At 36.5% G+C, this 13,788-nt stretch carries 13 protein-coding genes; 6 read left to right on the top strand and 7 right to left on the bottom strand.

All coding sequences use genetic code 11. The features are described from left to right. Positions 1 to 197 precede the first annotated feature (197 nt). Positions 198 to 1,439 carry a TraB/GumN family protein gene (locus tag J2R98_RS06300; RefSeq protein WP_307067216.1) on the top strand — a complete coding sequence of 414 codons (1,242 nt, stop codon included), beginning with the start codon at positions 198 to 200 and terminating at the stop codon, positions 1,437 to 1,439. 77 nt (positions 1,440 to 1,516) lie between these two features. Next, positions 1,517 to 2,803 carry a glucose-6-phosphate isomerase gene (locus J2R98_RS06295; protein WP_307067215.1) on the top strand — a complete coding sequence of 429 codons (1,287 nt, stop codon included), beginning with the start codon at positions 1,517 to 1,519 and terminating at the stop codon, positions 2,801 to 2,803. A 54-nt stretch (positions 2,804 to 2,857) separates the two neighbouring features. Here J2R98_RS06295 and J2R98_RS06290 read toward each other — a convergent pair whose 3' ends face one another. The 3 genes from J2R98_RS06290 to J2R98_RS06280 all read right to left on the bottom strand — a co-directional run bounded on the left by J2R98_RS06290 (position 2,858) and on the right by J2R98_RS06280 (position 7,104). Next, on the bottom strand, positions 2,858 to 4,474 hold the full coding sequence (locus tag J2R98_RS06290) for a glycoside hydrolase family 13 protein (RefSeq protein WP_307067213.1): 1,617 nt from the start codon (positions 4,472 to 4,474) through the stop codon (positions 2,858 to 2,860). A 146-nt stretch (positions 4,475 to 4,620) separates the two neighbouring features. Continuing rightward, positions 4,621 to 5,490 carry an ROK family protein gene (locus tag J2R98_RS06285; protein WP_307067210.1) on the bottom strand — a complete coding sequence of 290 codons (870 nt, stop codon included), beginning with the start codon at positions 5,488 to 5,490 and terminating at the stop codon, positions 4,621 to 4,623. Between the two features lie 18 nt (positions 5,491 to 5,508). Beyond that, positions 5,509 to 7,104, bottom strand: a complete 1,596-nt coding sequence (locus tag J2R98_RS06280) for a glycoside hydrolase family 13 protein (RefSeq protein WP_307067208.1) — start codon at positions 7,102 to 7,104, stop codon at positions 5,509 to 5,511. A 215-nt stretch (positions 7,105 to 7,319) separates the two neighbouring features. Between J2R98_RS06280 and J2R98_RS06275 the strand changes: the two genes are divergently transcribed. From J2R98_RS06275 to J2R98_RS06260, 4 genes are all read left to right on the top strand, one after another. Further along, on the top strand, positions 7,320 to 8,486 hold the full coding sequence (locus J2R98_RS06275; protein ID WP_307067207.1) for a TraB/GumN family protein: 1,167 nt from the start codon (positions 7,320 to 7,322) through the stop codon (positions 8,484 to 8,486). 129 nt (positions 8,487 to 8,615) lie between these two features. Continuing rightward, the gene (locus J2R98_RS06270) at positions 8,616 to 9,662 is read left to right on the top strand and encodes a hypothetical protein (RefSeq protein ID WP_307067206.1); all 1,047 of its coding nucleotides are present in this window, start codon (positions 8,616 to 8,618) and stop codon (positions 9,660 to 9,662) included. 99 nt (positions 9,663 to 9,761) lie between these two features. Beyond that, positions 9,762 to 10,835, top strand: coding sequence for a dual-specificity RNA methyltransferase RlmN (gene rlmN, locus J2R98_RS06265; RefSeq protein WP_307067204.1), 1,074 nt, complete (start codon positions 9,762 to 9,764; stop codon positions 10,833 to 10,835). A gap of 97 nt (positions 10,836 to 10,932) precedes the next feature. Next, on the top strand, positions 10,933 to 11,679 hold the full coding sequence (locus J2R98_RS06260) for a coiled-coil domain-containing protein (RefSeq protein WP_307067202.1): 747 nt from the start codon (positions 10,933 to 10,935) through the stop codon (positions 11,677 to 11,679). A gap of 155 nt (positions 11,680 to 11,834) precedes the next feature. On the opposite strand, the gene J2R98_RS06255 is transcribed toward J2R98_RS06260, so the two are convergent. The 4 genes from J2R98_RS06255 to J2R98_RS06240 all read right to left on the bottom strand — a co-directional run bounded on the left by J2R98_RS06255 (position 11,835) and on the right by J2R98_RS06240 (position 13,780). Then, positions 11,835 to 12,014, bottom strand: a complete 180-nt coding sequence (locus J2R98_RS06255) for an H-type small acid-soluble spore protein (protein ID WP_307067199.1) — start codon at positions 12,012 to 12,014, stop codon at positions 11,835 to 11,837. A 14-nt stretch (positions 12,015 to 12,028) separates the two neighbouring features. After that, the gene (locus J2R98_RS06250; RefSeq protein ID WP_307067197.1) at positions 12,029 to 12,214 is read right to left on the bottom strand and encodes an H-type small acid-soluble spore protein; all 186 of its coding nucleotides are present in this window, start codon (positions 12,212 to 12,214) and stop codon (positions 12,029 to 12,031) included. Positions 12,215 to 12,341: 127 nt separating this feature from the next. Beyond that, positions 12,342 to 12,902, bottom strand: coding sequence for a choline uptake/conversion transcriptional regulator CudC (gene cudC, locus J2R98_RS06245; RefSeq protein ID WP_307067195.1), 561 nt, complete (start codon positions 12,900 to 12,902; stop codon positions 12,342 to 12,344). A gap of 146 nt (positions 12,903 to 13,048) precedes the next feature. After that, positions 13,049 to 13,780 (bottom strand): metallophosphoesterase family protein, encoded by a 732-nt coding sequence (locus tag J2R98_RS06240; RefSeq protein WP_307067193.1) that lies wholly within the window; start codon positions 13,778 to 13,780, stop codon positions 13,049 to 13,051. Positions 13,781 to 13,788: the final 8 nt, after the last annotated feature.

The following is a 13,788-nucleotide window of genomic DNA, read 5'->3' as shown; positions in this document are numbered from 1 at the left end:
TTTCTTCTTATCGGCAGAAATTGGAAAACTCGTGCCTAGTTTATATTCTGCAATGTTTTACAACACAACTTTACATCGGCAATAGTACTTATTGTATGTATAGACGATTTATTATAACCTTTAATATTTATTTTGTCAATTTTTACCCGAGATTATACAGTTTGATGGAAAAACATGTATAATTAAGGAGGGGAGGGATGGTTTTGAAGGCTGTAAGAGTATACATAGTGGTTATTCTTTTTGCATTATTATTAGGTGCATGTTCAGATGATGCGATTACTTTTAATGATGAAAACTTAGAAAATGCGGTATTAGATGAGTTAAGGATTAATGAAGAACTAACAGAAAGTGGTGTTGAAACGGTCACGGAACTTGATTTGTCAGGTGAAAATATCGAATCTTTAAATGGTATAGACGCGCTTTATAATCTTGAAGTGTTAGACGTCTCGAACAACAATATTGACGATATTTCCTTTATAATGGAACTTGATTCTTTAGAAGAATTTATTATTGTAGCGAATCCTTTATTAGAGGACCGTGAACAAAGCGAGTTATTAGATCAACTGTCTGAACAAGGGGTTAACGTTATAGAAACACAGCAATTGGGTGATCCTGATGGACCAGGTGGTTTTTTGTGGCAAGTAGAGAGTGAGGATACAACTGTTTATTTACTTGGTACGATTCATGCTGGAACGAGAGATTTTTACCCGTTACATGAGTCAATAGAAACCGCATATGATGAGGCAGATGTTGTTGTGCCAGAAATTGATTTAAATGACTTGAATATGTATGACATGCAGCAAACACAACAAGAATTAGGCATGTATGAAGAAGGAACGACGATAGAAGACTACGTTACTGATGAAGTGTATGAACAGTTAGATGAAGTTATAAGTGACCTAGGTATGGATCTAGAGATGGTCAATCGTTACAAGCCGTGGTTGCTATCCTCATTAGTTCAAAGTTTGCGACTGCAACAGTTAGGCTATCTTCACGGTGTTGATGAGTACTTCTTAAATCAAGCAGCAATTGATGGTAAAGAAGTCGAAGCTTTAGAAACGTTTGAATCCCAACTTGAAGTACTAGCTAGTCCATCAGAAGAGTATCAAATGGCAATGTTAGAAGATTCTTTAGTCAGTCTAGAACAATTTGATCAAGAAATGAGCGAGATGTTTGAATTATATAAAGCAGGTGACCCTGAGGATTTAGTTGATTACTTATTTGATGAAGATGCAACTGTCTCAGACGATGAAGAGGCGTTTATGGAAGAGTTAAATGATAATCGAAACTATAATATGGCAGAACAGATTGATGAGTTTCTACAATCAAATGATGGAAGAACGTACTTTGTCATTGTTGGAGCTGCTCACTTAATCATTGAACCGCATATTGTCTCGATTTTAGAAGAAGAAGGGTACACAGTTGATCATATTCATTAATTAATGATCTAACATTTAAAAGCGGTCATTTTTTGGTATAATACGAGAAGATAATTAACGTAAAAAGGGGACGAACTATGGTCAACATAACTTACTCAGGACAGAAACAAGATGTATTCAGTAGTGAAAAAGTTTCGAACCTCCAAACTATTCATGAAAATTTATACAAAAAACAAGGGGCAGGTAGTAACTTTTTAGGTTGGCTAGATTGGCCAAGTGAGCTTTCAGAAGAGTTCATGACTAACTTAAAAGATACTGCTGAACAAATTCAAAAACAAGCAGATGTTCTAATTGTGATTGGAATTGGTGGTTCTTACTTAGGGGCGAAAGCTGTTATTGAGGCGTTAAAACCACACTTTGAAAAGAACCCTAATTTTGAAGTGTTATTTGCCGGTCAACATGTTAGTGGCGCGTACTTGAAACAGTTAATGGAATACATAGATGGTCGAGAGGTGGCTCTAAATGTCATTTCTAAGTCAGGTACGACGACAGAGCCAGCTATTGCATTTCGCTTTCTACAAAGGTATATGGAAGATCGTTATGGAGAGGAAGCTTCTGACCGTATTTACGTAACGACAGACGAACATAAAGGGGCACTGTTGAACCTTGCGAAGGAGAAGGGATATCAACGCTTTGTTGTACCTGATGATGTTGGAGGCCGTTATTCTGTATTTACAGCGGTAGGATTATTACCTATTGCAGCAGCAGGTTATAACCTTAATGAACTAATTCGTGGTGCAAAACAGGCTGAAGAGGAGCTATCAACTTTTGATATAGAAAACAACTCAGCCATTCAGTATGCAGCCATTCGTCATGACTTGTATGAACAAGGGTTTACAAATGAGGTGCTAGCAACATTTGAACCGAAGTTGAGTTATGTACAAGAATGGTGGAAGCAACTATATGGTGAAAGTGAAGGTAAAGAACATAAAGGTATTTTCCCAGTGTCGGTCACATACACGACAGACCTTCATTCATTAGGGCAATATATTCAAGACGGAAAGCGCGATTTATTAGAGTCATTTTTAATTGTAGAAGAGGTGGATGAGGACATAGAATTATTTGAGGCTGAGCAAAATGCAGATGGGCTTAATTATTTAGCTGGCACTTCATTACACGACTTCAACTTAGTGGCTTATAAAGGAACGTCAAATGCTCATTTATCAGGTGGTGTTCCACAAATCGGAATCCACTTACCGAAAGTGGATGAGTACCACATTGGTTATTTATTATATTTCTACATGATCGCATGCGCTTATAGTGCCTATTTACTTGAGATTAACCCGTTCAACCAACCAGGTGTTGAAGAGTATAAGACTAATATCTTTAAACTTCTAAAAAAACCAGGATATGAAGCGGAATAATCAAAAAACCCCCAATTTGCACATTCATTGTGTGGAATTGGGGGTTAAGTTTATTTACTTAGTTTGATAAACCCTTGATTCGTAAGGCTTTAAGACAGCTTCATCAATTTCTGAGTAGTTATTTAACAATAAGTGGCCTAACTCGTATTGAGATAAATCAATAGGTGTCCGGTCTTCGCTTAAGTTGGTTAATACGAGAACTTGGTCTTGGTTTAACGTTCTTGTGTATGCAAAAACCGTTGGTGAATTTTCAAAAACGAGATCGTATTTCCCATAAGTAAAAATTTCATCAGATTTTTTCAATTGAATCATATCTTTGTAAAATGACAGAACAGAATGAGGGTCTTTTAACTGTGATTCAACGTTAATTGTTTTATAGTTAGGGTTTGTTTTTAGCCAAGGTGTACCAGTTGTAAACCCTGCATTTTCCTCAGCTGTCCATTGCATAGGTGTTCTTGCGTGATCACGGCTTGTCATGTTTAAGGTGTCAATAATTTCTTGTGCGTTTTCACCTTGTTCAACTTGTTGTTTATAAAAATTATGGTCCTTAATATCATTAAAGTCATGGATCGAAGAATACTCAGCATTGGTCATGCCAATTTCTTGACCTTGGTAAATAAAAGGTGTTCCTTTCATGAAGAAATACATAACACCTAAAGCTGTTGAACACTCGTACCAGTATTGTTCATCATTCCCCCATGTTGTAGGGGATCTAGGTATGTCATGGTTTTCAATAAATAAGGCGTTCCAACCGTCTTTATCTAAAGCGTGTTGCCATTTCGTTAATACTTCTTTTAGTTTTGGTACATCAACACCTGCATTTGAGTCACGATCCCATAAATCTAAATGTTCAAATTGAAAGATCATACTAAATTTACCATGGTCTTTTCCAACCCACTTATAAATATCGTCAGTGCTAACGCCATTTGCTTCACCGACAGTCATAACATCATAGTTGGAGAAAGTTTCTGCATATAACTCGCTTAAATAGTTGTGGATGCCGTCTACATTCATCATATGCTCCCAAGGTGGTTCAGTAGAGCTTTGTCCATTAGGAAGACCTTTTGTTTTTTTGATGTGGCTAATAGCATCAACTCTAAACCCATCAATCCCTTTATCTAACCACCAATTAATCATGTTATAAACAGACTGCCGCATGTCTTCATTTTCCCAATTTAGATCGGGTTGTTTGACCGAGAAAATGTGTAAATAGTATTGATCGGTTTGTTCGTCATACTTCCAAGCTGGTCCACCGAAAATACTTTGCCAATTGTTTGGTTGATCAACCCAAATGTACCAGTCACGTTTAGGGTGATCCTTGCTTGAACGCGATTCTATAAACCAAGGGTGTTCATCACTAGTGTGATTAACGACTAAATCTATGATTAATTTCATATCACGCTTGTGAGTTTCCTCTAATAAACGATTAAAGTCTTCCATTGTACCAAACTCTTCTAATACAGCTTGATAATCGCTAATGTCATAGCCGTTATCGGCATTGGGAGACTTATAAAATGGGCATACCCAAATGACATCAATACCTAAGTCTTTTAAGTAATCGAGTTTCTCAATTATACCTGGTAGATCGCCAATCCCGTCACCGTTTGAATCATAAAAACTTCTTAAATATATTTGATAGGCTACAGCCTCTTTCCACCAAATTCTTTCCATAACCATACCCCTTCTAGTTGTTCCACCTATAAGAGCCTTTTTAAATCAGTGCGAAAACGTTTGCATAAAATAACAAAATTGTGTGATTATTTTTATATTATCGTGTTAAATACTACCACAGGGAAAACGTTTGCGCAACAATTCAATTATTGATCTAAAACTAATAAACTAGCCCCTAACATGCCTGCTTCATTACCAAATTCAGCTACTTTTACATCAATTGGGTTTAATAAGTGGTCATCTAGTTGCTCTTTTAATGTTTCAAACCAATATTCAGCTGATTCTGATACACCACCACCAATCACAACGCAATCCATATCGAAAGTTGCTTGTAGAGAACTAATGATGACAGCTAAGTCAAAAGTGAAGGCATCAATAAGTTCTTTGGCTTCAGCGTCTTGATCAGCATTCAAAAATAACTCTTTTGGCGAATATGGAAGATTAGCCTCTTCAATACGTCGTTTAAGTGCTGTTCCTGAGACATATTGTTCAAAACAACCTTTATGACCACACGGGCATGGGTGACCATTTGGGTATAAGATCATATGACCAATCTCCGCAGCCCCACCATTAGGACCTCCAGAAACGATATAATCGTCTAAAATTATTCCGCCACCAAGCCCTGTACCTAAAGTCAAACAGACCGTTCTTTCATACTCTTTAGCTGCCCCAACTTTTGCTTCAGCTAAAGCTGCAACGTTTGCATCGTTATCAACACGAACTAACTTACCAGTGGCTTGTTCAAGTTGTTCTTTTACTTCAGTTCCAGACCACCCAGGTAGCAAGTCAGTCGCATAAACAACACGCCCACGTTTTGAATCGACAAAGCCATGTGTTCCAATTCCAATTCGTTCAACGTCAGGGTGTTTTTCTAAAACGTTTTTGATCTCTTTTTCTAGTGAATCATATAGAGGAAAAGTTGTCGGAACTTGCTCATCTAAGTGAACATTTAAATCTTCATCAACAACTCCCATTCTAATTTTTGTCCCGCCTATATCAACACCTAATACTTTCACGAATCATACCTCCAGTTATTAATGTTTGTATACAATCGTTTCATAAGGTCGTAGCTTTATTTGATTATTTGAAGCTTGATTGTCGTAATTTTGAATTAAAATATCTCCATTAGGTTGTTCATCAACTTCAATTGTTTGGTCACTGAAGTTGCAATAAACAGTAAGGGTTTCGCTTTCCCCTTCTCTTTTATAAGCAAATAAATTAGGATGTTCACGGTAAATTAACTTAAACTTACCCATTGTAATTAAGTTTATATCTTTTCTTAGTTTGATTAAACTTTTGTAATATTTATAAATAGAATATTCATCGTTTAAATCGCTCTCAACATTGATGTGACAATGATTCGGGTTAACTTGAATCCATGGTACACCTGTTGTGAAACCTGCTTGATTTTCGCCTGACCATTGCATTGGTGTTCTAGCATTATCGCGACTAACGTGGTGAATTTGGTCTAGTATATCACTTTCGGCTGTTCCTTTATTCTTTTTCTCTTGATACATATTAAGTGTTTCGATATCTTTATACTCATTGATTGTTGGGAACTGAACATTTGTCATCCCAATTTCTTCGCCTTGGTATATATAAGGTGTTCCTTGAAGAAAATGTAGACAAGTTGCTAACATAGTTGCTGACTCATACCGATAGTTTGTATCATCGCCAAAGCGTGATACGACTCTTGGCTGGTCATGGTTATTCCAATACAAGCTGTTCCAACCTATATCATATAAGGTGTGCTGCCATTTTTCTAGATTTTCTTTTAAATCAACTAAGTTTAATGGTTGGTAATCCCACTTCTCATTTGGGCCATGGTCTAAGTCCATATGTTCAAAAGTGAAAATCATATTAACTTCACGGTTGTTAGGATTTGTGTAAACCTTGGCATCTTCTGGTGTTGCTCCAGGCATTTCACCAACCGTTACACAATCGTAATGGGATAGAACTTCATCGTGCATTTCTTGTAAAAACTCATGAATTCGTGGCCCATTCATGAAGTAGGCACTTCCATCACCATTCGGTCCATCTGGTAAATCAGGATGTTTAGAAATGAAATTAATCACGTCCATACGAAAACCGTCTACCCCCTTTTGTAGCCACCAATGCATCATATCGTATATACGCTGCCTTAGTTCGGGGTTTTCCCAATTTAAGTCGGGTTGTTTTTTACTAAATAAGTGTAAGTAATACTTACCTTTATTATTGTCATACTCCCAAGCTGAACCGCCAAAAACGGAGCCCCAATTGTTTGGCTTTTCTCGCCAAATATAATAGTCTTCGTGATCTTTAAACCATTGATGTTCATCAGAAGTGTGATTAACGACAAGGTCCATCATTAATTTCATGTCACGTTTATGTACTTCATTAAGTAATTGATCAAAGTCCTCCATCGTCCCGAACTCTGGGTTAATACTGTAGTAATCACGGATATCATAACCGTTATCATCATTCGGTGAATCGTATACAGGGCTTAACCATATTAAGTCTATGCCTAGTCCTTTTAAGTAGTCGAGCTTCTCAATGATTCCTTGTAAATCCCCAACCCCATCGCCGTTTGAATCGTTAAAACTACGTGGGTAGATTTGATATACCGTTGCTTTTTTCCACCAGTCTTGCATATAATAGCTCCCACCTTTTCAGTAAGTCATTATTAATTAATTTATCATAGAAGCGAATATTGTAAATAATCAAAAACTGATCGTTTCGTTGCACAGGCTCTATGTATATACATAATCAAAGGTTTCTAAAATTTTAAGAAAATAATTTCTTCATTGTGGTGAATTAATGTTAAACTATTGTATATGTAGAAATACAAGGGAAAAGGAAGTCTAATATGGATGAAAATAATATTACACGACTCGATATAGACGGAAAAGAAGTTATTATAATTGGTACTGCACACGTATCTAAGCAAAGTGCAGAACAAGTTAAAGAAGTTATTGAAGTGGAACAACCTGATTCTGTTTGTGTCGAACTAGATGAACAACGTTATCAATCAGTTCGAGAAGGTAACAAATGGAAAGATATGAACATATTCAAGGTCGTTAAAGAGAAGAAATCAACTTTGTTGTTAATGAATATGATGATTTCATCTTTCCAAAACCGTGTTGCGAAGCAGTTTGGCATTAAGCCTGGTCAGGAAATGATTCAAGGGATTGATTCAGCTGAAGAGGTTGGGGCTGATCTAGTATTGGCCGACCGTAATATCCAGACGACTTTTTCAAGGGTTTGGCGTAGTATTGGGGTTTCGGGCCGTGCAAAGCTGATGCTTTCAATTCTTTATAGCATTTTTAACCGTGAGACCATTTCTGAACAAGAACTTGAGAAGATGAAGCAACAAGATATGTTAAATTCTGTTATGCAGGAGTTTACAGAAGCTTTCCCAAGACTAAAAAAGCCGTTAATAGATGAACGAGATCAGTATTTAGCCCAAAAGATTAAAGATGCACCAGGAGATAAGGTTGTTGCAGTCTTAGGTGCAGCACACGTTCCAGGGGTTAAAAAAGAAATTAATAAAGAGCAAGACTTAGATCGACTAACGACTGTACCCCCTAAATCAAAAGCACCAAAAGTAATCGCTTGGATGATTCCGATTGTCATCATATCAATCATCGTTTACACATTTATGAATAATCCGGATGCGGCTTATCAGCAAACGCTTAGCTGGATTATTTGGAATGGTTCGATGTCTGCTTTAGGGGCAGCGATCGCTTTAGGACACCCGCTCACGATCTTGGCCGCCTTTTTAGTAGCGCCATTAAGTTCATTAAATCCGATGCTAGCTGCAGGTTGGTTTGCTGGAATCGTGCAAGCATCAATTCGTAAACCACACGTTTCAGATTTTGAAAATATATCTGAAGATGTTACAACGGTTAAAGGTTTTTGGCAAAACAAAGTAACGAGAATCTTGTTAATTGTCGTACTTACGAATATCGGAAGCTCTTTAGGAACGTTTATCGGAGGAGCCGATGTCATCCGTGTGTTCTTTGAGAATTTATAAAAAGAAGTTAGATTTTAGGGACTGGGTTATGCCCAGTTCTTTTTTTGTTATAAATTCAGTTAAAAAGAAGGAAGAATTTATCTTGTATAGAAAATTAATGTAGATAGGTGTCGGAAGGGGTCATACAAGGTGAGTCACACAAATAAATTTATTGTGCAAATTGGAGTCTGTATAGGGGGCATTGCTTTATTGTCTTTTGCTATTGGAATAATGTTAATTAGTTCTCGAGTTGAAACGTATCAAGACGAACAGATAGATTCTGCTACAAGGACGGTTCAATCTGCGATGCAATCCACACAACATGCGACAGATACAATAGAGAACATGGTGGAGATGAGGTTATATACAGCGTCTAAAGGAATAATGACAGACCTCCGTGATCGAGACATTAACGATATTAGTCAAGGTGAGCTAAGGGAAATAGCTGACCATTGGGATGTTCAAGAGATATCGCTATGGGAAAGAGAAGAGGAAGATATAGTGGTAACCCAATCAACTGATGATACACAAATTGGTTTATATTCTCATGACTGGGGATATTGGTTTACTGCTTTCGAACAATTGATGTCACAACAACCAGTAACTGTTGAGGAGGGATTCGCATTAGAAAACTTTTGGGTTGGGCCAATTTCGCGTGCTGAGTTATTTGATCACATTTACTATAAGTTTGCTTATTATTATGATGGTACGACTGATTACATGGTTAATGCTTATATTGAAGATGAAGAAATTTATAGTGTGAGCTTTGAATCAGGACCATCTGAAGTCATTTCGCAAATTGAAGTTCATAACGATGTCGTAGAAGAAATAGCAGTATTAAATGCACCAGCTTGGTTAAAACGTGATGAAGAGCATGAAGTTATTGAGCCTGAAACCGATCTACCTGTTTTATATGGACATATGACACTAGATATTAGTGATGATGAAGACATGGTTGAAGCGGCTTGGCAACAAGGTGAGTCACAAACCGTTGATTTTACATTGGATCAAAATAATTACCGCAAAATTTATAAGCCTTTAGAACATGATCGTGTGATGGTTTCAGTGATGAATTTAAATAGTGAAGAGTTATTAAAACAACAATTGAGTTGGATCTTTTTCGGTGCTCTGACTTTAGGGGTGGTTTGCATGCTTCTAATCATGAGAGTTGTTGCAAAGAAAGCAAATAAAGTGTAAGCAAATTTGGAACATGTTGACTATATAAATTACTTGATACATTGTGTTATATCCATTAGTATTAACAAAGTAACTTAGGTTTTGAAATGAGGGTTTAAAATGAAACCATCTATTTATGGACTAACACAAGAAAAATTACAAAATTGGTTAGTCGAAAATGGTGAAAAACGCTTTAGAGCTGACCAAGTATGGGATTGGTTGTATCAAAAGCGCGTTAAATCGTTTTCTGAGATGAAAAACGTCAATAAAAAAACAATCGAACTATTAGAAGAACATTATCAGATCCAGTCATTAACTGAAACAATAAAGCAAGAATCACAAGACGGAACGATCAAGTTTTTATTCGAACTACCTGATGGCAACCATATCGAAACCGTATTGATGCGTTTTGATTACGGGCTTTCTGTTTGTGTTACGACACAAGTAGGTTGTAATATTGGTTGTTCTTTCTGTGCAAGTGGTATTTTAAGTAAAAATCGCGACCTCACAAGTGGTGAAATTGTTGAGCAGATTATGAATGTCCAACACCATTTAGATGAAAGAGGCGATGATGAGCGTGTAAGCCACATTGTTGTCATGGGAATCGGTGAGCCATTTGATAACTACGACAATACGATGGACTTCTTACGTGTCGTTAATCATCAAAAGGGACTTTCAATTGGAGCTAGACACATCACTGTTTCTACTAGTGGTATTGTTCCGAAGATGTATGATTTTGCTGATGAAAACATCCAGATTAACTTAGCATTATCATTACATGCACCGAATAATAAGCTAAGAACAGATATTATGAAGATTAACCGTGCTTACCCAATTGAGCAATTGATGGATGCTGTTGATTATTATTTAGAGAAGACAAATCGTCGCATAACATTTGAATATATACTACTTCATAATGTGAACGACCAAAAGGAGCAAGCGTTAGAACTCGTGAAGCTACTAAAAGACAAGCGCCACCTTTCTTACGTTAACTTAATACCGTATAACCCGGTAGAAGACCACCCTTATGATCGTAGTAGTAAGCAAAATATCTTAACATTCTACGAAACATTACTTGAAAATAACATTAACTGCGGTGTTCGTGTTGAACAAGGTAGTGACATTGACGCAGCTTGTGGTCAATTAAGAAGTAAACAGCTTAGTAAGAAGTCAAAAACTAAATCAAAAGCCTAATAAGTTGAAGTGCCTGTTACGAATAAAATCGTGACAGGCACTTTTTATATGGACATTCGCATATGGTATAAGTAAGACATTAAAGGGATGTGGAAACATGACATTATACATTAATGATGGCGAACATCCGACTGTATATCGCTCAAAACGGAAATTAACTGAACCAAACCAAGACTACACGAAGTTTGACAGGTTATCAGAGTGGATGGAAGAACAACAAAAAGTCAATCGTTCGTTAAAGCGTTCAAATAGCTTTCTTAATCAGTTGTATGAACGGCAAGATCATATCCAAACACAAATGGATACACAAGTTAAAGAACTTGTAGCTAAACAACATAGTCAAGATCAGTTTAAACAAGATGTATTGGAGAGATTGCGCATGTTAGACAACAAAAGCAGCCAGTTGGAAGAGTGGCTTAAGAGTGAAGAACATGCTCGAGAAGATCTAATTTATCAAGTAAAAAGTATAAATGAATCGAATAAAGAAATTATAAATAAAATAACCGATCAGAAAGTTTCAAATGATGAATTAATTGATCAATTGAATCAAATTGTCAATGCACATGAAGAGATGAGCGAACAGCTTATGTACTTTGATCAAAACCAACAAGAGATGTCAGAACAAGTTCAAAGACAAGAGGCGTTAATGGAAAAGCTTAACAGACAAATGCTTAATTTTAGGTCAATTTTATATGAGAGAAGCCACCACCTGGCAGAAAAGATTGAAGACCAGCATGAGATGACATCATCCTATGTCCACCAGCTGATGACAGGTAGTGACAAACCATTAACGATGGTCATGACGAAGAAAGAACAAGAAAAAGACCAAAAAGATAGTATGTAAGAAGATTAATCATTTACCAGCTCAACTTGTAAAATCGCCTAATTATTTAAGAATCAGGCGATTTTTTTTTATTAGGCGAAAATAGAAATAATTAAGCGAAATCAAATTTAATTAGGCGAACGCCTAATTAATTGGGCGTTCGCTCGATTAGTTGGTTAAATTTTTTCTCTTAAATTGGATAACTGAACATCAAATTCATTTTCTAAGTCATTTAAAAAATAACAATGAGCTGTACCGTTATCATTCACATGTTGGATATAAACATTTTGTCCATTGTATTGTACATTCTTCATCTCAGGTGATTCAGCGATTTGTTGTGCACGCAAACGGTCCATTTATATCCCTCCTTTTATGTTGGATCATCCTCATATAACCCTTTTAATTCAACTTCCTGTTCATGGTGCATTTCATCTAATGGAAAAATTGTCGCTGTTTCACTGTTATTAACTTCTTGAATATAGACGGGAATACCGTGGTATTTAACGTTAACCATAACAAGTGAATCGATAATTTGTTTTGCGCGTTGTTCATCCATAGCTTCTCCCTGCCTTTCTTACACTTATTTTTTTCTTCACAGGTCAAAATATACGATGGAACAACAGGTTAAAAATGCCTCAAATAAAAAATCCCTTACCTCAAACAATAGAGATAAGGGCTGACAGTTATTTGTTCTTGTTTTGTTCAGGTGGTGGGAATGCTTCGAAAATCTTGCCGTTACGTATTCCTTCTACAAGTTGTTCAAGCCAGTAGTAATAGGCCTTTGAGTATTCGACTTGTTCATAAAGTTCTCGTGCTTCATCTCGCACTTCTTGAGACACATCTTCAGAGTTCATAACATCCTCTAAAATAGGTTGAGCTTCTTTAATCGCTTCAAGGTTTAAGGTAACCTCACGCTCCCACTTTTTAGTGAAAAATTTACTAAAGAAACTGAAGAAATCTTTTTCAGCAACAAATGTTTGTTTTCTTGAACCACGACGAAATGATTGTTTGACGATATCAAATTCTTGCAGTTTTTTAACGCCAGTACTCATACTAGGCTTACTCATTTTCAATTTCTCACGCATTTCATCTAAAGTCATACTTTCCTCAAAATACATCGTACCGTAAAGGTTGCCGACACTTCTTGTAACACCATAAAGGTCCATCGTTTCACCTAATGATTCAATGACAATGTCTTTTGCTTGATCGACGGACTCTCTTGCCTGTTCGTCATTTTGACTCATTTAACAACCTCCTCAGTGTTAAGTTTGTTAAGTTTTTAATTTATAATTCTAATACTAACGAAAAATTTTAGAATGTCAAAAGTAAATTGCGTTTATAATTGGTAAATTGGTTGCCCTGCCCACATTTAAACCTCTTAGGAAATTTTTTACTTAATATGCTGATTGCCGTAGAAGTTAGTTAAAATGAAGTCACGAGCTGGTACTTGCAACTGTTCATAACCTTGTAGAAAATCAGTCGGATCATATGGAACTTCAAAAAAAGAAGTATTAATATTTCCTTTATCACCAACAGTAATTGTGGCATATTGAGCGGTTGGGTTATGACTGCAACCTAAAGCACCTGGATTTATAAAAAGTTGATGGTCATTTTTGAAATGATGAACGACGTGATGGTGACCGAAACAGACGACTTTAGATTGCTCATGATGATAAAGTTTCTCTAACTCATCGATACTGGGGTCATAGTTAACGGGCAAGAACTGCGGCTCTTTTTTCATGTGATAATGCAAAAATAGGAACGAAACGCCATTTATTTGGCGTCTTAACGTGTAAGGAATGCTTCTTAACTTTGGGATAAAGCTCGGGTTTAAATTAGATGCAATCCAATGGTGATGCTCTCGTTCTTCACCTTTACTGTTAGGCTTTTCACCATCAATAATGCTTAAAACGTCTTGGTCATGATTACCACGTACAAATGAGATGTCGTTTCTTGAAAATAACTTGTCTAACACTTCGTTAGTTTGGTAACCGACTCCGATCAAATCACCAAGACAATATATATGTTCCACATCCCCTGTTCCATCAATATGTTTCAACACGCTTTTTAAGGCTTCATGATTACCATGTATATCAGCTAATACAGCAATTTTATAGCTCAAATAATCAC

The sequence above is a fragment of the Alkalibacillus filiformis genome (assembly GCF_030814115.1).
Lineage (GTDB): Bacteria > Bacillota > Bacilli > Bacillales > Alkalibacillaceae > Alkalibacillus > Alkalibacillus filiformis.
This window is presented reverse-complemented; position numbering and strand designations above follow the sequence as displayed.